Origin of the sequence: Mesorhizobium waimense, from assembly GCF_003601975.1 — a bacterium.
GTDB lineage: Bacteria > Pseudomonadota > Alphaproteobacteria > Rhizobiales > Rhizobiaceae > Mesorhizobium > Mesorhizobium waimense.
In genome coordinates this window covers 197,304-219,238 of the sequence record NZ_QZWZ01000010.1, presented here as the reverse complement: position 1 = coordinate 219,238, position 21,935 = coordinate 197,304, and the positions used below count along the sequence as shown (strand labels likewise).

17 protein-coding genes and 1 pseudogene are annotated in these 21,935 nt (G+C 62.1%); 10 read left to right on the top strand and 8 right to left on the bottom strand.

What is annotated here, in order from left to right:
• Positions 1-124 precede the first annotated feature (124 nt).
• A pseudogene (locus tag D3227_RS15530) lies at positions 125-898 on the top strand (cation:dicarboxylate symporter family transporter); the annotation flags it as partial.
• 205 nt (positions 899-1,103) lie between these two features.
• Here D3227_RS15530 and eglC read toward each other — a convergent pair.
• Both eglC and D3227_RS15520 read right to left on the bottom strand, forming a co-directional pair.
• Complete coding sequence (eglC, locus tag D3227_RS15525) at positions 1,104-2,495, bottom strand: endo-1,3-1,4-beta-glycanase EglC (RefSeq protein ID WP_120014992.1); 1,392 nt, start codon at positions 2,493-2,495, stop codon at positions 1,104-1,106.
• Positions 2,496-2,724: 229 nt separating this feature from the next.
• Complete coding sequence (locus D3227_RS15520; protein ID WP_120014991.1) at positions 2,725-3,522, bottom strand: AraC family transcriptional regulator; 798 nt, start codon at positions 3,520-3,522, stop codon at positions 2,725-2,727.
• A 304-nt stretch (positions 3,523-3,826) separates the two neighbouring features.
• On the opposite strand from D3227_RS15520, the gene melA (D3227_RS15515) reads away from it, so the two are divergent.
• From melA (D3227_RS15515) to melA (D3227_RS15490), 6 genes are all read left to right on the top strand, one after another.
• Positions 3,827-5,293: an alpha-glucosidase/alpha-galactosidase gene (gene melA / locus D3227_RS15515; protein WP_120014990.1), complete on the top strand. Its 1,467-nt coding sequence runs from the start codon at positions 3,827-3,829 to the stop codon at positions 5,291-5,293.
• Between the two features lie 113 nt (positions 5,294-5,406).
• Positions 5,407-7,491, top strand: a complete 2,085-nt coding sequence (locus D3227_RS15510) for an ABC transporter substrate-binding protein (protein ID WP_120014989.1) — start codon at positions 5,407-5,409, stop codon at positions 7,489-7,491.
• Between the two features lie 95 nt (positions 7,492-7,586).
• Positions 7,587-8,594: an ABC transporter permease gene (locus tag D3227_RS15505; RefSeq protein WP_006204059.1), complete on the top strand. Its 1,008-nt coding sequence runs from the start codon at positions 7,587-7,589 to the stop codon at positions 8,592-8,594.
• 1 nt (position 8,595) lies between these two features.
• Positions 8,596-9,735 (top strand): ABC transporter permease, encoded by a 1,140-nt coding sequence (locus tag D3227_RS15500; RefSeq protein ID WP_120014988.1) that lies wholly within the window; start codon positions 8,596-8,598, stop codon positions 9,733-9,735.
• A gap of 10 nt (positions 9,736-9,745) precedes the next feature.
• Positions 9,746-11,413 carry an ABC transporter ATP-binding protein gene (locus tag D3227_RS15495; RefSeq protein WP_120014987.1) on the top strand — a complete coding sequence of 556 codons (1,668 nt, stop codon included), beginning with the start codon at positions 9,746-9,748 and terminating at the stop codon, positions 11,411-11,413.
• Positions 11,414-11,434: 21 nt separating this feature from the next.
• Entirely contained in the window at positions 11,435-12,805 is a 1,371-nt protein-coding gene (melA, locus tag D3227_RS15490) for an alpha-glucosidase/alpha-galactosidase (protein WP_120014959.1), read from the top strand.
• 63 nt (positions 12,806-12,868) lie between these two features.
• Here melA (D3227_RS15490) and D3227_RS15485 read toward each other — a convergent pair whose 3' ends face one another.
• From D3227_RS15485 to D3227_RS15460, 6 genes are all read right to left on the bottom strand, one after another.
• The gene (locus tag D3227_RS15485) at positions 12,869-13,702 is read right to left on the bottom strand and encodes a GNAT family N-acetyltransferase (protein WP_120014986.1); all 834 of its coding nucleotides are present in this window, start codon (positions 13,700-13,702) and stop codon (positions 12,869-12,871) included.
• Between the two features lie 5 nt (positions 13,703-13,707).
• A complete protein-coding gene (locus D3227_RS15480) occupies positions 13,708-14,454 on the bottom strand; it encodes an aspartate/glutamate racemase family protein (RefSeq protein WP_120014985.1) in 747 nt (248 codons plus the stop codon).
• Positions 14,455-14,462: 8 nt separating this feature from the next.
• Positions 14,463-15,281: an ABC transporter permease gene (locus tag D3227_RS15475; RefSeq protein WP_120014958.1), complete on the bottom strand. Its 819-nt coding sequence runs from the start codon at positions 15,279-15,281 to the stop codon at positions 14,463-14,465.
• 1 nt (position 15,282) lies between these two features.
• Positions 15,283-16,167, bottom strand: a complete 885-nt coding sequence (locus tag D3227_RS15470; RefSeq protein ID WP_245451766.1) for an ABC transporter permease — start codon at positions 16,165-16,167, stop codon at positions 15,283-15,285.
• A 220-nt stretch (positions 16,168-16,387) separates the two neighbouring features.
• Entirely contained in the window at positions 16,388-17,677 is a 1,290-nt protein-coding gene (locus D3227_RS15465) for an ABC transporter substrate-binding protein (protein ID WP_120014956.1), read from the bottom strand.
• A gap of 34 nt (positions 17,678-17,711) precedes the next feature.
• Positions 17,712-18,800 (bottom strand): ABC transporter ATP-binding protein, encoded by a 1,089-nt coding sequence (locus tag D3227_RS15460; RefSeq protein WP_120014955.1) that lies wholly within the window; start codon positions 18,798-18,800, stop codon positions 17,712-17,714.
• A 263-nt stretch (positions 18,801-19,063) separates the two neighbouring features.
• Between D3227_RS15460 and D3227_RS15455 the strand changes: the two genes are divergently transcribed.
• The 3 genes from D3227_RS15455 to D3227_RS15445 all read left to right on the top strand — a co-directional run bounded on the left by D3227_RS15455 (position 19,064) and on the right by D3227_RS15445 (position 21,857).
• Positions 19,064-19,777 carry a GntR family transcriptional regulator gene (locus tag D3227_RS15455; protein WP_120014954.1) on the top strand — a complete coding sequence of 238 codons (714 nt, stop codon included), beginning with the start codon at positions 19,064-19,066 and terminating at the stop codon, positions 19,775-19,777.
• 226 nt (positions 19,778-20,003) lie between these two features.
• Positions 20,004-20,870, top strand: coding sequence for a hypothetical protein (locus D3227_RS15450; protein ID WP_167480708.1), 867 nt, complete (start codon positions 20,004-20,006; stop codon positions 20,868-20,870).
• A 132-nt stretch (positions 20,871-21,002) separates the two neighbouring features.
• Positions 21,003-21,857, top strand: coding sequence for a hypothetical protein (locus D3227_RS15445; protein ID WP_120014953.1), 855 nt, complete (start codon positions 21,003-21,005; stop codon positions 21,855-21,857).
• The last annotated feature ends 78 nt before the right edge of the window (positions 21,858-21,935 follow it).

Below are 21,935 nucleotides of genomic sequence, written 5' to 3'. Positions count from 1 at the left end.
GTCCACCCCCGCAACCGAGCCTGCCCGCCGTCCGTCAGGCCATCCTCATCGCACTCGCGCAGCCGCCGCCAAGCCGCTGCCCGCATTGCCGCAAATCCCTCAATCCTGAAAATCTGCCAAAGTAGTGATAGGCTTTATCGTCAAACTTGCGCCCATCGGCGTGTTCGGTGCCATTGCCTTCACGGTCGGAAAATACGGCATCGGTTCGCTGCAGCAGCTCGGCTATCTTGTTGCCCTGTTCTACGCCAGCGTCATCATATTCGTCTTCGGCATACTGGGCCTGATCATGAGGATGGCCGGATTCAGCCTCATCAAGTTCCTTGCCTATCTGCGCGAAGAACTGACCATCGTATTGGGTACGGCATCGTCAGACAGTGTCCTGCCGCAGGTGATGCGCAAGCTGGAGAATATGGGCATCAAGGACTCGACGGTAGGTCTTGTCATCCCGACCGGATACTCGTTCAATCTCGACGCCTTCTCGATCTACCTTACCCTGGCCGCCGTGTTCATCGCCCAGGCGACCAACACACCACTTTCCACTTCCGATCTTCTGGTCGTTCTCGGCATCGCGCTGCTTACATCCAAGGGCGCCCACGGCGTGCCCGGTTCGGCAATCGTGGTTCTGGCTGCAACACTATCGGCGGTGCCCGTGATCCCGGCGATCGGCCTGGTTCTCGTGTTGTCCGTCGACTGGTTCATGGGCATGGCCCGCGCGCTTGGCAATCTCATCGGCAACTGCGTTGCGACCGTTGTCATCGCTGCATGGGAAGGCGATATCGACCGCGTTCGGGCACATAAGGTTCTCAATGGTGAAATGGATGGATCGACCGAGGAGCTGCTGGATGTCGGTACGGACACGGTCCGCGCCGATGAGCCTCGGGCATCATTGGCCCACTGAGAACTTCATCCCAAGGCGCATGCGCAGCGGTTTTGCGACACCGACATGCATAAAGACAAGAAGCTAAAGCGCGTCGCATGAATCCGTTTGGATGCGACGCTCTTTAGAGCAATTCCAGGAAAAGTGCGCAGCGGTTTTCCGTCCGGAATTGCGTAAAAACAAAGAGTTAGAGCGGGTCGGCGATTCTATCAAAAGCTGAACCGCTCTAGACAAACCAATCGCTCAGCGCGTAGGCATGGATATAGTCGATCTGCATTTCCGCTGGCGCCGCGAGCCCGTCGGCGGGCGTTCCCGCTATGCCGCCAACCGCCAGATCGACCAGCATGTACATCGGGTCGTGCATGTCGGCAGGCGTTGCGGCACGGGCAACTTCGACGTCGTCGAAATACCAGACGAGTTCGTCTTCCGTCCACAGCACCCCGTATGTGTGGAACCCTTCGGTATCCGCGGCAAAGGCCGTCGAGGCCACTGTCGTTTGACTTCCCGTCTCGTTCGAGTGGCTTGTCAAAAGGAGCTTGTTTGGATCCTGACCGGTCATCTCTATGACATCCAGTTCCGGTGGCCAGGAGCCGTCCTCCGGCAGAAGCCAGAAGGCCGGCCATACGCCTTGTTTTTCGGGCATGTCGGCCCGAATTTCGAAATAGCCGTAGGTTTGTGCGAAGGATTCGTAAGTCGTCAGCAAACCCGATGTGTATTCGTAGTTGTTTATATAAGGCTTGATCGCCTCGGGAGCCCGGGCGGCGGTAATCGTGAGAACACCGTCCTCGACGCTGAACGGGTTGACGGAACTCGTCGGGGCGTAGCTGGTATCGATATACCATTGAAGCTCGTTGTTGCCCGTGAGCGAGCTGCCGTTCGCGCCCCCCCACCAGAAGTTTGAGTCCCAGGTGCCGCTCGAGCCGTTCCACAGGTTCAGCGTGTTGAACTCGTCCGCGAAGGTGAGTTCCAGATGCGACCTGTCCAAGGCCAAATCGAACTGGCTTGCCGTGAACTGGTCGACGGTCTTGTTGGCGAAGACGAGAAACTCGCTGTCGGACAGGTTAAGCCGGACGTTTGCTCCCGACTGGACCATGCTGGCCTGCACCTGCTCGAACGAGTTGAAGCCGTAGCTCCCGACACGCACGGTATCCGTGGCGCCAAAGTCCAGGATCAGGTCACTGCCGTTGCCGGGGGCCACGATGAAAATATCCGCCCCGGATCCACCCTTGAGAACGTCATCGCCCTTCAAGCCGTCAAGTGTCTGTTGGCCGGAGCCACCGGTGATGATGTTGTTTTGCGCGTTTCCGAAAGCATAGTGTTTGTCGCCCGTGACCGTCAGGTTCTCGAAATTCGCTGGCAGCCTGTAGTTCATCCAGGTCGAGATGGTGTCGACACCCTCATTGGCCAGTTCGACCGCCTTGTTCTTGGTCGAATACAGATAGTAAATGTCGTCGCCTTTGCCGCCATACATCGTGACGCTGACGCTAGCGTCGCCATAGATCGAGTCGTTGTATGTGCTGCCATAGAGTGTCGGGCCGGAATTCGTCGCCGAGTACCACTTTGTCGAGGACCCGCTGTAGGGGAGTGGGACGCCCTTGGCGTTCAGGACGGTGGCCATTCTGATCTCCTCGTTTCGCATCGATGCCGGCCCTAGCATCTATGGAGGGCATGAGAAGCCAATGCTTTTTTTGGTCGTCGACTTGGGAGAGTTACCAGGAACTTAACACGCAGGCTGTCCGGCCGCCCTCATTGCCTCGAATGCATAAGGATTGGGCCGCCAGCACCTTTTTTGGTCACGAGTCGTCGCAATCTGTGCGTCGCGGCTGCAGCGTGGATGGACATCCCATCTAACGATGGTTTCCCATGCTGGCATACATGCCGGTGGTGCGGAATTGCGTTGGGTTGGTGCCATACAGGCGGCGGAAGACCTTCGAAAAATAGTTGGCGTCTTCGAAGCCGCACATGATGGCCACCTCCTTCACTGGCAGGAAATCGGCTTTCGTCAAGAGTTTCGCCGCGCGCTGCAGCCGCTGCTGCAGCACGAATTCGGCGGGCGGAATGCCCTCGCTCTCGGCAAAGCAGCGCGAGAAATGCGCGCGGCTGAGGCCACTGATCTCGGCGAGGTCCGCAACGCGGAGCGGCCCGTCGAGATTGGCCTTGATGTGATCGACCACGGGCTGCATGGCGCTCGTCTCGTCGGTGAAGGCATGCGAGCCGAAGACATCGTCATAGAGCGCCATCGCCGCCTCGTAGGCCACGGCCGACGCGGCTCCAGGCGTGACCGCTCCCATGATCAGGCGCACGCTGCAATCGGCGAGATGATCGATCGTCGACGGCTGCAGCCGCAGCACCGGGCCGACGGCCGAAAGGATCGACTTGTGGATGCGCAGCGCCTCCTCGCCGTTCATCGATATCCAGAAATATTCCCAGCGTTCGCCCTTGGCCAACCAATACCGGTGGTTGTGCGGCACCAGGACCAGCAACGTATCGCCCTTTTGCAGGCGGTAATTCCGGCTCTCGTAGCGCAGCCGGCCGGTGCCACTGATCGTGTGCTGGAGTACGGTAAACGGCGTCTGGCCGCGCTTGCGCCCGTCCCAGTCATAGACCTCGTTCTCGCGCACTTCGTAGCCGGAGCTTGTCGGCATGGTGTGCAGGCGCTGGCGGCCGCGCGGCAGCGAGACTGTCCTGGCCGATGGCCCGGTGTCGATCAGGTTTCGCAGCACAAAATTACCCCTGAAAGCATAATCCTTCTCTGGTCGCTCTCTCGATTAGGCGCATAATGCACCAAGAAAAGCAAAACAAACCGCAGTGCAAAACGAATAGCGGTCGAGGAACGGACAGGAGGAGGTGCCGGATTCCGGCTTGTCTTGGCCACATGCCCGGCATGTGGATCGGACCTCTTTTTCCCACCCTTTGCCCAACATTTTCGATCAGGTCGAGGCCAGGCAGATGAGTTTCAAGATCGCTATCATCGGCGCGGGAAGCGTAGGCTTCACCAAGAAGCTCTTCACCGACATCCTGTGCGTTCCCGAATTCCAGGATATCGAATTCGCGCTGACCGACCTCAGCGACCACAACCTCCAGATGATCAAGGCGATCCTCGACCGGATCGTCGAGGCCAACAGGCTGCCGACAAAAGTCACGGCGACCACCGACCGTCGCAAGGCGCTCGAAGATGCGCGCTACGTGATCAGCTGCGTGCGGGTCGGCGGGCTCGAAGCCTATGCCGACGACATCCGCATTCCCTTGAAATATGGCATCGACCAGTGCGTCGGCGACACGATTTGCGCCGGCGGCATCCTCTACGGCCAGCGCAACATTCCGGTCATCCTCGATTTCTGCAAGGACATTCGCGAGCTTGCCGAGCCTGGCGCTAAATTCCTGAACTATGCCAACCCGATGGCCATGAACACCTGGGCGGCGATCGAATATGGCAAGGTCGATACGGTTGGCCTCTGCCACGGTGTCCAGCACGGCGCCGAACAGATAGCCGAAGTGCTCGGCGCCAAATCCCATGGCGAACTCGACTACATCTGCTCCGGCATCAACCACCAGACCTGGTTCATCGACCTGCGCCTCAACGGCCGCAAGATCGGCAAGGACGAGCTGGTCGCCGCTTTCGAGGCGCATCCGGTCTATTCGCAGCAGGAAAAGCTGCGCATCGACGTCCTGAAGCGCTTCGGCGTCTATTCGACCGAAAGCAACGGCCACCTTTCCGAATATCTGCCCTGGTACCGCAAGCGGCCGGACGAAATCACCCGCTGGATCGACATGTCCGATTGGATCCATGGCGAGACCGGGGGCTACCTTCGCTACTCGACCGAAACGCGAAACTGGTTCGAGACGGAATTCCCGCAGTTTCTCGAGGCAGCATCAAAGCCGATCGACCCAGCCAAACGCTCCAACGAGCACGCCAGCCACATTCTGGAAGCGCTGGAGACGAACCGCGTCTATCGCGGCCATTTCAACGTCAAGAACAATGGCGTCATCACCAACCTGCCACAGGATGCGATCATCGAGTCGCCCGGCTTTGTCGATCGCTTCGGCATCAACATGACCTCGGGCATCACGCTGCCAGAGGCCTGCGCCGCCACCTGTATTTCGTCGATCAACGTCCAGCGCATGTCGGTGCATGCGGCGATCAGCGGCGACATCGATCTGCTCAAGCTCGCCGTGCTGCATGATCCGCTGGTCGGCGCCGTGTCGACGCCGGAGGAAGTCTGGCAGATGGTCGACGAGATGGTCGTCGCCCAGGCTCGCTGGCTGCCGCAATACGCAGATGCAATTCCGGCCGCCAAGGAGCGGCTATCCAAATCCAAGGTCCGAACCAGGGATTGGGCAGGTGCCGCGCGGCGCGATGTCCGCTCGATCGAGGAACTGCGCGCCGAAAAAGCGGCCCTGAAACAGGCCGTCTGAGTTTCACGCAGCATAGCGGCGAATTTCCGGGAGGAAGACGCAGCCGCAGCGCATGCAATTCGTTCGAAATGGAGCGGCGTAAAGCACGCTCCCAACAAATGGGAGGAAAGACGATGAGGAGTTTCCGCAACATCAGCATTTTAGCAGGGCTGGCGCTGAGCGTATCCGCAACCGCGCTGAGTGCCTACGCATCCGAACCGACCGTGCCGCCGGCGCCGGCGCAATTCCCCGCCGAAGGCAAAATCAAATATGTCGCGCGCGACTCCATCCTGGAGTTCAAGGCGCTGCCCGAATACCACGAGCCCGATTGGGTCACCGAGAAATACGTCAAGACCGGCAAGCTGCCGCCGGTCAAGGACCGGCTTCCCAAGGAGCCGCTGGTCTTCAAGACCGGCAACATGCCTGACGGCATCGGCGTCTACGGCGACACAATGCGCCATGTCATCGGCGGCCGGCCGGAAGGCTGGAACTATGGCGCCGGCCAGACGCAAGGCTGGGGCGGCATCGATATCGGGCTTTCCGAATGCCTGACCCGCACGGCGCCGCTGTTCCAGGTCGAGGCCAAAGACACCGAGCCGCTGCCCAACCTGGCCAAAAGCTGGGACTGGTCGAAAGATGGCCACAAGCTGACCATGCATCTGATCGAGGGCGCCAAATGGTCCGACGGCGTTCCCTTCAACGCCGACGATGTCATGTTCTACTGGGACGACGAAGTGGTCGACCGGAACGTCTCGCCGCTCAATGGCGCGACGCAGGAAACCTTCGGCGTCGGCACGACGCTGAAGAAGATCGACGACTACACCGTCGAATGGACCTTCAAGGACGCCTTCCCGAAGCAGTACCTATACGCCATGGCCTACGGCACATTCTGCCCCGGCCCCGCGCACATCCTGAAGCCGCAGCATCCGAAATACTCGAAGAACACCTACGACCAGTTCAAGAACGCCTTCCCGCCGGAATACATGAACATTCCCGTAATGGGCGCCTGGGTGCCGGTTGAATACCGCCCTGACGACATCGTCGTCATGCGCCGCAATCCCTACTACTGGAAGGTCGACGAGAAGGGCAACCAGCTCCCTTATCTCAATGAACTGCACTACAAGCTGTCGACCTGGGCCGACCGCGACGTTCAGGCGGTGGCGGGCTCAGGCGACGTCTCCAACCTCGAACAGCCTGAGAACTTCGTCGCCTCGCTGAAGCGTGCGGCGGATAAGGATGCGCCGGCTCGCCTTGCCTTCGGCCCGCGCCTGATCGGCTACAATCTGCGCATGAATTTCTCCGCCAATGGCTGGGGCAACCCGGACGAACGCGGCCAGGCAATCCGCGAACTGAACCGCAACGAGGACTTCCGCAAGGCCGTCACCATGGCGCTCGACCGCAAGGCGCTCGGCGACTCGCTGGTAAAGGGTCCGTTCACCGCGATCTATCCGGGCGGCTTCTCCTCGGGCACCAGCTTCTATGACCGCAATTCGACCGTCTACTATCCATTCGATCTCGAAGGCGCCAAGGCGGAACTGGCCAAGGCAGGCCTGAAGGACACGAATGGAGACGGCTTTGTCAACTTCCCGGCCGGCACGGCCGGTGGCAAAAATGTCGAGATCGTCATGTTGGTCAACAACGACTACACCACCGACAAGAGCCTTGCCGAAGGTGTCGTCGGCCAGATGGAAAAGCTCGGGCTTCGGGTGGTTCTGAACGGGTTGAACGGTACCCAGCGCGACGCCTCGCAATATTCCGGCCGCTTCGACTGGCTGGTAAGGCGCAACGACCAGGAGCTGACGTCGGTCGTGCAGAACACCGAGCAACTGGCTCCGGTCGGCCCGAAGACCAGCTGGAACCACCGCGCGCCAGAGAATGGCGAGGTCGATCTGATGCCGTTCGAAAAGGACCTCGTCGACATCGTCAACAAGTTCGTCTCGTCTGAGGACAATGACGAGCGCGCCAGCCTGATGAAGAAGTTCCAGAAGATCTCGACAGAACACGTCTACAACGTCGGGCTGACCGAATATCCCGGCGCGTTGATCATCAACAAGCGCTTCTCGAACATTCCCCAGGGAACGCCGATCTTCATGTTCAACTGGGCCGAGGACTCGATCGTTCGCGAACGGATCTGGGTCGCCGCCGACAAGCAGCAGAAATACGAACTGTTCCCCGAGCAACTGCCCGGAAAGCCCGGGGACAAGGGTACGACGAACTGAGTTTCCTCCCTGACTGCGAAGTTCCCCGGCCGCGCTGCGGCGCGGCCGGGGGCCAAGGATAGCTGAACCCGAATGCAAGGAGGAGAAACGGTCCGATGCTGCGATTCCTGATGATACGCATAGCATCCGCAATACCGGTTCTCGTCATTCTGAGCCTGGTCACCTTCGCCATCATCCAGGCACCGCCGGGCGACTACGCCGACTACATCCGCTCGCAGCTCATCAACCAGGGCGGAGCCTCCTTCGCCGAGGCCGACGCGCAGGCGCAGGCCTACCGGGTCGAGCACGGTCTCGATAAGCCGATGCCGGTCCAGTATTTCAACTGGATCACCGGCATCGTCACCCGCGGTGATTTCGGCTACAGCCTTTACTACAACAAGCCGGTCGCCGACGTGGTCGGCGAAAGGCTGCCGCGCACGCTGCTGCTGGCGCTTGTTTGCCACCTGCTAGCTTCGGTGCTGGGCATCACATTCGGCATCTGGGCGGCGACCAGGCAGTACAGCTGGATCGACAGCGCGCTGTCGGCTGTCTCCTTCCTCGGCATGACGGTGCCCCGCTTCCTGATGGCGCTGATCATCGTCTATCTGCTGGTCTTCCAGTTCAACGTGTCCGAGATCGGCAGCTTCTTTTCCCCGCAGTATGGCGGCGCACCGTGGTCCTGGGCGAAGTTCGTCGACCTCGTCAAGCATGTCTGGCCGGTCGTCGCGATCGCCACTTTCGGCGGGCTCGCCTACAACATGCGCGTCATGCGCGGCAATCTGCTCGACACGCTGAACGCGCAATATGTCGAAACCGCCCGTGCCAAGGGCCTGAGCGGCAGTGCGGTGGTCATGCGCCATGCGGTGCCCAATGCGCTGCATCCTCTGGTCATGTACCAGGGCGTGGTGCTGCCCTACATGCTCACCGGCGAGATCGAGACCGCGATCATCTTCGCCCTGCCGACCGTCGGCCCGGCGATCGTCGGCTCCATGGCGGTCGGCGACGTCTATGTCACCGCGACCTTCATGATGGTGCTGTCGGCGACGCTGATCGTCGGCAACATCATCGCCGACATGCTGCTCGCCCTGCTCGACCCCCGTGTCCGCCAATACGGAGGCGCCTGACATGCTTGCCCGCGAGCCCTCCCTGCCGCCACCGCCCGAAGTATCGGTCGACAAAGAGAAACGCCCGCACGGCAATGAGAGCTATCTCGCGCTCGTCTGGCGTCGCCTGAAGCGATCCTGGACCGGCATGGCCGGGCTTATCCTGGTCGTGCTGCTGGTCTTGATGGCGGTGTTTGCCGATTTCTTCGCACCCATGGATCCCAAGGTGACCGACGTCGGTTTCGCCCCGCCGCAGGTGATGAGCTTCCACGACAAGGACGGCAATTTCGTTTTTCAGCCGCGCGTCTATGCACTGGCGGATTCTGCGGAACTCGACCCCGTCACCTTCCAGCCGGTCGTCGGACCAGACTATGACCATCCGCGCCTGCTCGGCTTCTTCGTCAAGGGCGCCGACTACAGGCTGCTTGGCCTGATCCCCGCGAACCGGCACTTCTTCGGCTCGACCGACGGCCAGCCGGTGCATTTCCTCGGCACTGACAAATTCGGCCGCGACGTGCTGGCCCGCGCCATCTACGGTTCGCGCATCTCCTTGATGATTGCGCTGACCGTGGTCTTCATCGTCACCGTGATTGGCACCACCGTCGGCATGGTGTCGGGCTATTTCGGCGGCACGTTCGATGTCTGGGTGCAGCGTTTCGTCGAACTGGTGCTCGCCTTCCCGCAATTGCCGCTCTATCTTGCGCTGACATCGCTTGTCCCGGTGACAGCGCCCACCAATGTTTTCCTCGCCTTCGTGATCATCATCATGTCGGCGCTCGGCTGGGCGCAGATGTCGCGCGAAGTCCGCGGCAAGACGCTGGCGCTGGCGCGCATCGACTATGTTCGCGCCGCGATGGCGGTCGGCGCCACCGATCGCCGCATCATCATGCAGCACATTTTCCCCAATGTGATGAGCCACGTCATTGTTGCCGTCACCCTGGCGATCCCGAGTGTAGTCCTGCTTGAATCATTCCTGGGCTTTCTCGGTTTCGCCGTGAAGCCGCCGCTGATCTCATGGGGACTGATGCTGCAGGACACCGCCACCTACTCGGTCATCGGCACCTATCCCTGGATCCTTGCCCCGGTCGGCTTCGTGCTTGTCACCGTCTTCGCCTTCAACGCGCTTGGCGATGGGCTGCGCGATGCAGTCGATCCGTATTGAGGGGCATGTGATGGCTGTCGCGCTCATCAATACCTTCGCTCCGCCTGTCCGGCTCGACCATGCCGGGCGTTCGGAAAACCCGGTCATCGATGCCCGCAGCATCGGCGTCGACTTCAAGGTCGAGGACGGCATGGTCCAGGCCGTCAAGGACATCTCCTTCCAGCTCTATCGCGGCGAGACGATCGCCATCGTCGGCGAATCCGGATCTGGCAAATCGGTGACGGCGCGCACAGTCATGGGCCTGTTGTCGAAGCGCGCGGTCGTGTCGCCGAAATCGACCGTCTGTTATGACGGGGCGAACATCCTGAAATTCTCCGAGCGGGCTCGGCGCAAACTGCGCGGCGACCGCATTTCGATGATCTTCCAGGAGCCGATGAGCTCGCTCAATCCGATCTACACGATCGGCAGCCAGATCGTCGAAGCAATTCGCGTGCATCGCAAGACGAGCCGCAGGCAGGCCGAGGCACGCGCGCTCGAACTTCTGCAGCAGGTGCAGATACCCGACCCAGCGGCGCGGCTGAGACAGTATCCGCACCAGCTTTCCGGCGGCCAGCGCCAGCGTGTCATGATCGCCATGGCTTTAGCCAACGATCCGGACGTGCTGATCGCCGACGAGCCGACGACGGCACTCGATGTCACCGTCCAGGCGCAGATCCTCAACCTCATTCGCAACCTGCAGCAGAAATTGCGCATGGCAGTGATCCTGATCACCCACGACCTGACCGTGGTGCGCAAGTTCTCCGACTATGTCTATGTCATGCAGCACGGAGCGATGTGCGAGCACAATGTGACGGAGAGGCTTTTCGCCAATCCGCAGCATCCCTACACACAACACCTGCTTGGGTCCGAGCCGCGTGGCCAGGCAAACCCGCTGCCGGAAGGGTCCGACATCATTCTCGATGCCAAACGCGTCCGCGTTTCCTTCATGCTGCGGCATGGCACCTTCTTCAAGCCCGACTGGCGCGAACTCGTAGCTGTCGACAGCCTCGACCTCAGCCTTCGCCGTCACGAAACGCTGGGGTTGGTCGGCGAATCCGGATCCGGCAAGACGACTTTCGGCGAGGCGCTGCTGAGGCTCAACAATGCCACCAGCGGCGAGATCCATTTCGACGGCCAGGCAATCCACGGCAGGTCGCGATCGCAGATGCGGCCTTTGCGCTCGCGTATGCAGGTCGTGTTCCAGGATCCGTTCTCGTCGCTCAATCCGCGCATGACGATCGGCCAGATCATCGAGGAAGGGCTGATCGTCAACAGCATCGGCGTCACCAAGAACGACCGCATCGAGCGGGTGCGCGATGCACTGGTCAGCGCCGGCATGCCGGGCAATATCCTGTCGCGCTTCCCGCACGAGTTTTCCGGCGGCCAACGCCAGCGCATCGCGATTGCCCGCGCCATCGCGCTGGAGCCCGAATTCATCGTACTCGACGAGCCGACATCGGCGCTGGACCTCTCGGTCCAGGCGCAGATCATCGAACTGCTGCGCAAGCTGCAGCGCGAACGGGGTCTCAGCTACCTCTTCATCTCGCACGATCTCAAGGTCGTGAGGGCGCTATGCCACCGCGTGATCGTCATGCAGCACGGCAAGATCATGGAAGAGGGTCCCGTCAACGAAGTTCTGTCCAATCCCAAAACCGCTTACACGGAACGGCTCGTCAAAGCCGCTTTCGAGGTAGCCTGATCGCATGTGCCGGAGATTGTTATGGCAAGAAATCCCAAGATCGCATTCATCGGAGCTGGCTCCACCGTTTTCATGAAGAACATCGTCGGCGACGTGCTGCAGCGTCCCTCGTTGTCCGGTGCAACGATCGCGCTGATGGACCTCAACCCGCAGCGCCTCGAAGAAAGCGCAATCGTCGTCAACAAGCTGATCTCGACGCTCGGGGTAAAGGCCAAGGCCGAGACCTATACCGACCAGCGCAAGGCGCTGGCGGGTGCCGATTTCGTCGTCGTTGCCTTCCAGATCGGCGGCTACGTGCCCTGCACGGTCACCGACTTCGAAGTCCCGAAGAAATACGGCCTGCGCCAGACCATCGCCGACACGCTCGGCGTCGGCGGCATCATGCGGGGCTTGAGAACCGTGCCGCATCTGTGGAAGATCTGCGAAGACATGCTCGCCGTCTGCCCGCAGGCGATCATGCTGCAATATGTGAACCCGATGGCGATCAACACCTGGGCGATCGCCGAGAAATATCCTGACATCAAGCAGGTCGGCCTCTGCCATTCCGTGCAGGGCACGGCGATGGAACTGGCGCACGATCTCGACATTCCTTACGAGGAAATCCGCTACCGCTCGGCCGGCATCAACCACATGGCGTTTTATCTCAAGTTCGAGCATCGCCAGCCGGACGGCTCCTATCGCAACCTCTATCCGGATCTCGTGCGCGCCTACCGCGAAGGCCGTGCGCCGAAGCCCGGCTGGAACCCGCGCTGCCCGAACAAGGTGCGCTACGAAATGCTGACGCGGCTCGGCTATTTCGTCACCGAAAGCTCGGAACATTTCGCCGAATACACGCCCTATTTCATCAAGGAAGGGCGCGAGGATCTGATCGAGAAATTCGGCATCCCGCTCGATGAATATCCGAAGCGCTGCATCGAGCAGATCGAGCGCTGGAAAGGGCAAGCGGAAGCCTACCGCTCCGCCGACAAGATCGAGGTCGAGCAATCGAAGGAATATGCCTCCTCGATCATGAATTCGGTGTGGACGGGCGAGCCCTCGGTGATCTACGGCAACGTCCGCAACAATGGCTGCATCACCTCATTGCCCGAGAATTGCGCGGCTGAGGTGCCGTGCCTCGTTGATGCCTCCGGCATCCAGCCGACCTTCATCGGCGCGTTGCCGCCGCAGCTCACCGCGCTGATCCGCACCAACATCAATGTGCAGGAACTGACGGTTCAGGCCCTGATGACGGAGAACCGCGAACATATCTACCACGCGGCGATGATGGACCCGCACACGGCGGCCGAACTCGACCTCGACCAGATATGGTCGCTGGTGGATGAACTGCTCGCGACGCATGGCGACTGGCTGCCCGCCTGGGCGCGCAAGGCGCCCGGGGTCCGGGCGGCCTGACATTCGCTGCCGTTCCCACCGGCTGGCCGGAGCTTGCTCGTGGCGCGAGATTTCAGATCGGGATCAGCCCAGTTCCAGGGTCGTAGTCCCGAACACCTTTGACGAGGCAATCCGGGGCACGCCTCCCCTGTACATGCGGGTCGTCGTGAAACCAGGTGACAAGCCGCCCGCCTGAAGCGCGGCGATGAACCCGCTATTGGCCGCCGGCACGTCGATGTGAAGCGCGTCCCGCGCCATCGGTGCTGCAAGCGCCCCCAGCAATTGCAACGCGACGTGCGTATCGTCGGCAAAGAGCGGTCCGACCTTGTAGCCGTCGCGGCACTGTCGCGCCACGCCATAGCCGGAAACGCCTGCCGAATTCATCGCCGCGAGCGCAATGCGCGGCGGCTGCAGCCAACCGCTGAGGAAAGCTTGCCGTGGCGCCGGGAAACATTTGCGGTCGTAAGCCAGGATGTCGGCGATGGGCTCGCCTGCCACAGGTCTGACGCTGCCGCCGCCTGCCAGGCCGGCGACACGCCCGCTGTAGCGGACGGTCTCATAGGCTGGCACGAACCCCATGCGCCGGTAGTTGGCCCGCTGCTCGGCGACGCCGTCGAGCCCGATGCTGCGATTGCCGAGCCGCGCCATGCCGGCGTCCCAGACCGCCTTGCCATGCCCCTCGCCGCGCCTGTCCGGGCGGCAGATATAAAGGCCGATGAAGCCGAACCCGTCGCCATAGGCGACGGCCGAAATGCCGGCCACCATCTCGCCGTCGACGAAGGCGCCGATGAAACCCTCGGGGTCGGCCGCCTGAAACACGGCGGCATCGCCGAGACCGGGATTCCAGCCCTCGCCCGCCGCCCAGTCGACAAGGGTTTCAACCTCCGTTGAGGTCAGGGTCCGGATCGTTCGGGGCATTGCGATCACTCGGCGGCGACGGCACCAGGGGCAAAGGATTCCAATGCGCCACGATAGGGCTTTGCCAGCGGGGTTGCATAGGCACCACGCTTGGATGTCGACAGGCCAAGCGCAATCAGCGCCTCGGCCTGCTTGACCGCAGCCCCGACGCCGTCGATCACCGGAACGCCGAACGCCCGCTGCAACTCGGCCGCGAGATCGGCCATGCCGGCACAGCCGAGCACGATCGCCTCGGCGCGATCCTCGTCGAGGGCGCGCGCGATTTCGCCGCGCAGTTTCTCGGCCGCGCCCGACGCCGGGTCCTCGAGCGCGAGTACCGGGATGTCGGCGGCGCGAACGCGCGCTCGGCCCGCCATGCCGTAGCGCTGCACCAGCGCCTCGACGGGAACCCACGACCGTTGGGTCGTCGTCACGACGGTGAACCGCTGCGCGATGAAGGAAGCCATGCCGAGCGCCGCCTCGCAAATACCGACGACCGGTATGTTGGCCATGGCGCGCGCGGCGTCGAGCCCGGTGTCATCGAAACAGGCGATGATAGCCGCCTGCGCGCCAGCACGCTCGCCGGCGGCGATCTCGACCAGCAGGCCCGGCACGGCGAGCGCCTCGTCATAGTAACCTTCGATCGACACCGGTCCCATGGACGAAGTGACGGCAACGATTTCCGTCCGGGTACCGGCGACCGACCGGGCCGCTGCCGCGATGGTGTCGGTCATGCTGGCTGTCGTGTTCGGATTGACGACGAGGATCTGCACTGCGGTTGTCAACTCCGTGCCCGGCGGCGGCCGACATAGAGGATGGCGCCGAGCGTCAGCAGGATCACCAGGAAGGAGAACACGGTCGTCACCGTGCCCAGCGCATAGAGCACCGGCGTCGTCACATTCGTCGTCATGCCGTAGATCTCGAGCGGCAAGGTGTTGAACGTGCCCGAGGTCATCAGCGTGCGCGCGAACTCGTCATAGGACAGCGTGAAGCCGAACAGGCCGACACCGATCAGGCTGGGCGCGATCATCGGCAGGACGACATGTGCGAAGGTCTGCCAGGACGATGCGCCGAGATCGCGCGCGGCTTCCTCATAGGCCGGCGAGAAGCGGTTGAAGACGGCGAACATGATCAGCACCCCAAACGGCAAGGTCCAGGTTAGATGCGCGCCGAAAGCGGATGTGTACCAAGCCGGGCGGAACCCAATCTGCTGAAAGACGACGCCGATGCCGAGGCTGATGATGATCGAGGGCACGACGAGACTGGCGACGGCCAGATAGAACAGCGCCGTCGCGCCGCGGAACTTGCGGCGGAACGCGAGGCCCGCCAGCAGCGACACCACGACGGTGACCACCATCACCATCACCCCCAGCATCAGCGAGCGCTTGAAGCTGCCGCCGAAATCGCCGACCGCCTGGCGCTCGAACAGATTGGCGAACCAGTGCAGCGAGACACCGTTGAGCGGAAAGGTCAGCCCGCCATTCTCGCCCTGGAAGGACAGGATAAGGATTGCCGAAAGCGGGCCATAGAGGAACAGCACGAACAGCGCGAAGAAGACCGACAGCACGTAGAATTCGAGGGTGCGCTTCTCGTGGCTCACGTCAGAGCTCCTTGCGGATGTCGACGATGCGCAGGATGCCTGCGACCATCAAAAGCACCAGCACCAGCAGCACGACCGCATTGGCCGCCGCGGCCGGATATTGCAGCAGCGACATCTGGTTCTTCATCATCAGCGCGACCGAGGCACTCTGCCCGCCCGACATCACCTGCACCGTCGAGAAGTCGGCCATGACAAGCGTGACGACGAAGATGGTGCCGATCGCCATGCCCGGCTTGGCCAGCGGGATGACGACGTTCCACAACACCTGCCAGCCGGAGGCGCCGGCGTCGCGCGCGGCCTCGAACAGCGAGCGGTCGATGCGCATCAGCGTGTTGAAGATCGGCGTCACCATGAACAGCGTGTAGAGATGCACCATGGCCAGCACGACGGCGAATTCGGAATAGAGCAGCCATTCGATCGGCTTCGGCACCAGGCCCATATGCACCAGCGTCGAGTTGATCAGCCCGTTGCGACCGAGCACCGGGATCCACGAGATCATGCGGATGATGTTGGAGGTCAGGAACGGCACCGTGCAGACCAGGAACAGCACCATCTGCATGGCCGTGGTGCGGATGTGGAAGGCAAGGAAATAGGCGACCCAGAAGCCGATGAACAGGGTCAGCGCCCAGACGATGACGGCGAACTTGATGGTGTTGAGATAGGTCTTCCAGGTGACCCAGGAGCCCAGCACATCGGAATAATTGGTGGTCAGGAAATCCGGATACATTGCGGCGAAGTCGTAGTCCCAGAAAGAGACGACGACGATCATGATGATCGGCAAAAGCAGGAAGGCGCCAAGGATCAGCGCCAGCGGCGCCGACTGCAGATAGGGGGCGACGGCGCCGAGCGAGAAGCGGCGGCGTCTGGCGGGCTTGGCGGCGGCCATTGCAGGGCGTTCGAGCGCAACTGTCATGCGGATATCCGACGGGCGGTTGTGGGCCTCTTCCTTCTCCCCTTGTGGGAGAAGGTGGATTGGCGCGAAGCAACAAGACGGATGAGGGGTGTTGGAAGAAACTCGGCGTTGGCGATCCGTCCAACACCCCTCATCCGACCGAGCTTGGCTCGGCTACCTTCTCCCACAAGGGGAGAAGGGGCGGAGTTTGAATTTACGCCGCGATGAACTCGTTCCAGCGCTTCACCATGTAGCGGTCCTCGTCCATGACCGAGTTCCAGCAGGCGACCCTGCCCATGCGCTGTTCGAAGGAGCCGCCGTCGCGAACGGCGCCGGCCTTTTCCATGACGGTGCCGTCGGGCGCCTTGATCTCGCCCTTGGCCGGCTTGCCTTCGATCCAGTAGCCCCATTCGTCCTCGGACATGAACTTCTTGGCTGAGACCATGTTGGCCGAGTAGTAGCCCTGGCGGTTGAGATAGCCGCCGACCCAGCCCGACGTGTACCAGTTGATGTATTCATAGGCCGCGTCGAGTTCGGCGCCCTTGAGATGGGCCGCCAGGCCAAGGCCGCCGCCCCACGAGCGATAGCCTTCCTTGAGCGGCTGGAACCGGCAGGGAATGCCCTTGGAGCGCACGGCGGCCACTGCCGGCGACCACATCGACTGGATCACCACTTCGCCCGAAGCCATCAGGTTGACGCTCTCGTCAAAGGATTTCCAGAAGGCGCGGAACTGGCCGTCCTGCTTGGCCTTGATCAGGAAGTCGATGGTCTTGTCGATCTCTTCCTTGGTCATGTTGCCCTTGTCGGCATATTTGATGTTGCCCATGGCTTCCATGATCATCGCCGCATCCATGATGCCGATCGACGGGATGTTGAGGATCGCGGTCTTGCCCTTGAAGGCCGGGTCCATGATGTCGGCCCAGGTGGAGATGTCGCGGCCGACGAGGTCGGGGCGGATGCCCAGCGTGTCGGCATTGTAGATGGTCGGCACCATGGTGAACCAGTTGGTCGGCGCCTTGGCGAAGACCTTGCTGTCCTGCGCCTCGACATAGCCGACCGTGTGCGGCGCAGTGCCCTGGGCAATGACGCTGTCCGGCGTCAGCTTGCCGGTTTTGAACAGCGGCACCAGCTCGTCGTAATATTTCAGCTTGCTGACATCCATCGGCTGCAGCACGCCGGTGGGGAACACCTTCTTGCAGATCCAGTATTCGATGTCGGCGATGTCGTAGCTGTCGGGCTGGGTCACGGCCCGCTGCGCGGCCGCGTCGGAATCGGTCGCCGTCATCTCCAGCGTGATGCCGAGATCTGCCTTGCACTTGTCGGCGATGGCATTGAGGTTCGACACGCCGGTGCCGAATTGGCGCAGCGTGATGTTTGACTGCGCCCAGATGGTCGGGAAGCCGGTGATGGCGCCCGAGCCGGCGGCAAGGCCCACGGCGGCGGCACCTGTCTTCAGCAGCGAGCGGCGGGAAATTCCCGTCTTCTTGTCGTTGGTGTCGGTCATGCTCAGTTCCCCTGTTCTGGTTGGTTATGCTGGTTCAGGAATCGAGACGGCCAAGGACGATCGCGTCCTCGGCATCCCAGGCGATCGGCACGGCGTCGCCGACGGCAACGGGTTTGGCGAAGAAGTCGGCGTCGTCGACGATCACCGTGAAATCCTCGATGCCGGTGCCGTTGACCGAGAGCTTCACGGTCGAGCCGCGATACTCGATGTTGGCAACGATCCCGGTGAAGCCGAGCCCCTTAGCCGGCGGCTCACCGATGCGCACATGGTCGGTGCGGATGGCGATGTCGATCGGCTCGCCGGCCTCCCGGCCTTGCCCGCTGGCCGCGAGCGAAGCACCGCCCGGCACGTCGAAAACCACCATGCCGTCGTGGCTGCCGGTGACGCGGCCGGAGACGACATTGTGGTCGCCCATGAAGCGGGCGACGAAAGCGGTGGCCGGCCGCTCGAATACGGTGCGCGGATGCGCCGCCTGTTCGATGCGGCCTTCATTCATCACTACGATCAGGTCGGCTAGCGCCATCGCCTCTTCCTGGCTATGGGTGACGTGGACGAAAGTGATGCCGAGCGAGGTCTGCAGCTTCTTCAGCTCGGCGCGCATGCGGATCTTCAGGAACGGGTCGAGCGCCGACAGCGGCTCATCGAGCAACAGTGCCTCGGGATCGGTGATCAGCGCCCGCGCCAGCGCCACGCGCTGCTGCTGGCCGCCCGAAAGCTGCGCCGGGCGGCGCGGCGCATAGGCCTCCATCTGCATCAGCTTCAGCATGTCGAGCGCCTTGGCGCGGCGCTCATCCTTGCCCACGCCCTTCATCTTCAGGCTGAAGGCGACGTTGTCGATGAGATCGAGATGCGGAAACAGCGCATAGGACTGGAACATCATCGCGGTGCCGCGCCTGGCCGGCGGCAGGTCGGTGACGACGGTATTGCCGAGGCGGACGTCACCGCTCGAAATGCTCTCATGACCGGCGATCATGCGCAGCGTCGAGGTCTTGCCGCAGCCGGACGGACCGAGCAGGCAGCAATAGGTGCCGGCCGGGATTTTCAGGCTGATGGCCTCGACGGCGGTCGTCGTTCCATAGACTTTCGAAACGGACACGATGTCGATTTCGGCGGCTTTGGACATTCGGTTCCTCGCTTTGGTCGGACTAACCAAAGCATCATGCGTGCCAGTTGCCCGCCACAGCCTCCAAGCGCTTGAATCCCGGGGATAATCAGCGTTCGGACCGGCTGCTCGCCGAAACGGCATTCTTGTGCAATGCACAAATAATGGGCGATTGTCGGCGATACTGGTGGAAATCGTATGCAATCTTTTCTGATATCGCGTTCACTTTGGCTCTCGTCCAGATGACCCGATTCAGGCTAGAAGGGTTTTGGAACCTTGCCGCCATGAACATAGCCGACCAGACATTCCCTGCTATCGACGGCGCCAACGAGGATCGCGCCCAGGCGATCCGCGACCAGCTGCGCGACGCCATCGTCGACCGACGGCTGGCGCCCGGAACCAAACTGTCGGAGGGCGAGGTTGGCACCCTGTTCGACGTCAGCCGCACGGTTGCCCGCGCAGCCCTTCAGATGCTCTCCTTCGAAGGCCTGGTGCGGACCGAGCGCAATCGCGGCGCCTTCGTCGCAAACCCTTCGCCGGAAGAAGCCCGCCAGGTCTTTGCCTCGCGCCGGCTCATCGAACCCGGCATCGCCATCGCCGCCGCCGGCCGCATGACATCGGCTGACGTCGCCGCCTTCAAGACCCAGCTCGAGGAAGAGGGCCGCTTCATTGCCGAACGCGGACCAACAGCAAGGCGATCGGAAATCAAGGCATCGGGCGATTTCCATCTGCTGCTGGCATCGGTGGCCGGCAACGTCATCCTGCAGCGCTTCATGGAGGAACTGGTCGCGCGCTCCTCACTGGTGATCGCGCTCTACGGCCGCTCCGGCATCTCGAGCTGCGGCCACAACGAACATGTGCAGATCCTCGAGGCGCTGGAGGCCGGCAATGCCGAACGCGCCAGTGCGCTGATGCTGCACCACATCGACCATATCGAGGCCGATCTGGACCTCCGCGTCAGGAGCGGTCCCGCGCTGCGGCAAGCGCTCGAGTTCTGACACCCGCCGCTGCCCCCGGCGTGCTGGTGGTCTGTGCAAAGGCGCTCGCCGAAAGCCAAGGCTGGGGTTTTCCAAACAACCGCAAAGAATTAGCAGGCAACGATCCGGCCCGGCCGCAATTGGTTTGGACATTTTGCCCGGCTCGGGGCGCTGGACACAGACGGTTAAGGCTGAAAATGTGATGTGTGTGTCACGGTTCGGGGGGCTGAATCGGAGCACTTGGAGGATGGCGCTGAAAGCCGAAGATATTGCCGGCCATCCGGCGTTGCACCGCGCTGTTCAGGCACAGTCGCGGGCGCTGATAGAGATCTTTGAGACGAGCCCGCGGCTCGCCGCCGTGTTCGCCACCCAGCAGCGCTGGCTGATGGGCCATGTCGGCCTTGCCCTGCATTTCAGGCGCGATCCGCGCGACCGCCATACCGCGCTGACGACGGCACGTTTCATCGAGGCCATACGCCGGGATTCGGTCGCCAGCCGCAATACCGCCGAAGCCTTCCTCAAGGAAATGCTGCACTACAAGATCGCCGAATACCTTTCGACGAGCGAGGACGGGCGGGCTCATCCGCTGCAGCCGACGGCGGCCACGGTTAAGACATTCACCGGCTGGGTCCTCGCGCATCTGCGGACCCTGGACAGCCTTGACGGCGGCAGCCGCTTGTCCACCTTCCTCGAGCACCCCGAACAGCTCGCCAAATTGCAGCCGCTGGTGGCGGACGGCCTGCTGGCTTCGGTGCCGGTGCGCGAGCCCAAGCAGACCTTTTCCCTGTTCATCTGGCTCAACAATGGCGGCATCGTCATGGACTGGCTGATGTCCGGCATCGATCCCGAGAATGCCGGGTTCGACCAGATACCGACCAGTGTGGTTTCGATCGGCGAGTTCGCCAGATGGCTGAAGCTTTCGCGCACCCACCTCGCCCGCAAACTGCACGATGCCGAGGAGCTCGGCAGCATCGGTTGGGCCGGCCAGCGCGGACGTTCGCTGATGTGGGTCTCGAAGGGGTTCTACCAGGAATACATGGCAGTCCAGGCGGCCAAGCTCGCCATTGTCGATGCAGCCTTCGAAGCTTGTTTTCCACCAGCGGGCGATCGCTGAGCGCCACGCGCAGCGGCTTTCCCAAGCACGCCTGATCATGTCTTCGGCATCGCCGGTCCGCAATCTGGCGGCGGCAAGGGGAAACTGCTATCGGCTTTTGATCGTCGCGGGACGCGAGCGGGATCTGGGGGGATGGCGCTGAACGCTGAGGAAATTTCCGGTCATCCGGCATTGCACCGCTGTGTCCGGGCGCAGGCGCTGGCATTGCTCCAGGCTTACGAGGCGAAACCGCGTCTTGCTTCCGTCTTTGCCACCCAGCAGCGCTGGCTGATGGCACATATCGGGCTCGCCTTGCACTTCAGGCGCGATCCGCGCGACTACCGCAAGGAGCTGACGACCGCCCGTTTCATCGACGTGATCCGCCAGCATCAGGTGGCCAGCCGCAACACCGCCGACGCCTTCGTCAAGGAGATGCTGCATTACAATTTCATCGAGCTGGTGCCGGCAAGCGAGGACGGGCGCATTCGGCCCCTGCAACCAACGCAGTTCACCCTGGAGGCGGTGACGGGGTGGATGCTTGCCCACCTGCAAACACTTGACAGTCTCGATGGGGCAAACCGGGTGGCCACCTTGCTCGAACGGCCGGACATGCTGGCGGCATTGCAGCCGCTGGTGGCGGACGGTCTGCTTTCCTCCAACCCGGTGCGCGAACCGAGGCACACCTTTTCGCTGTTCACCTGGCTGAACAATGGCGGCGTCGTCATGGACTGGTTGATCTCGGGCGTCGACCCCGATCAGGCCGGCCTGGACCATATCCCGACTGGCGTCGTTTCGATCGGCGACTTCGCCAGGTGGCTGAAGCTCTCGCGCACCCATCTCGGGCGCAAATTGCGCGACGCCGAGGAGCTCGGCAGCGTCGGCTGGCTCGGCCAGCGCGGCAATTCGGTGATGTGGGTGTCGAACGACTTCTACCGCGAATACATGACCGCTCAGGCCGTCAAGCTCGCCATCATCGATGCTGCCTTCGCGGCGTGTGTTCCGGCATAGAGCATGATCCCGAAAAGTGGGAACCGGTTTTCGGACAAGATCATGCTCAAACAGAAGATAGCCGACGGCTGACCGGCC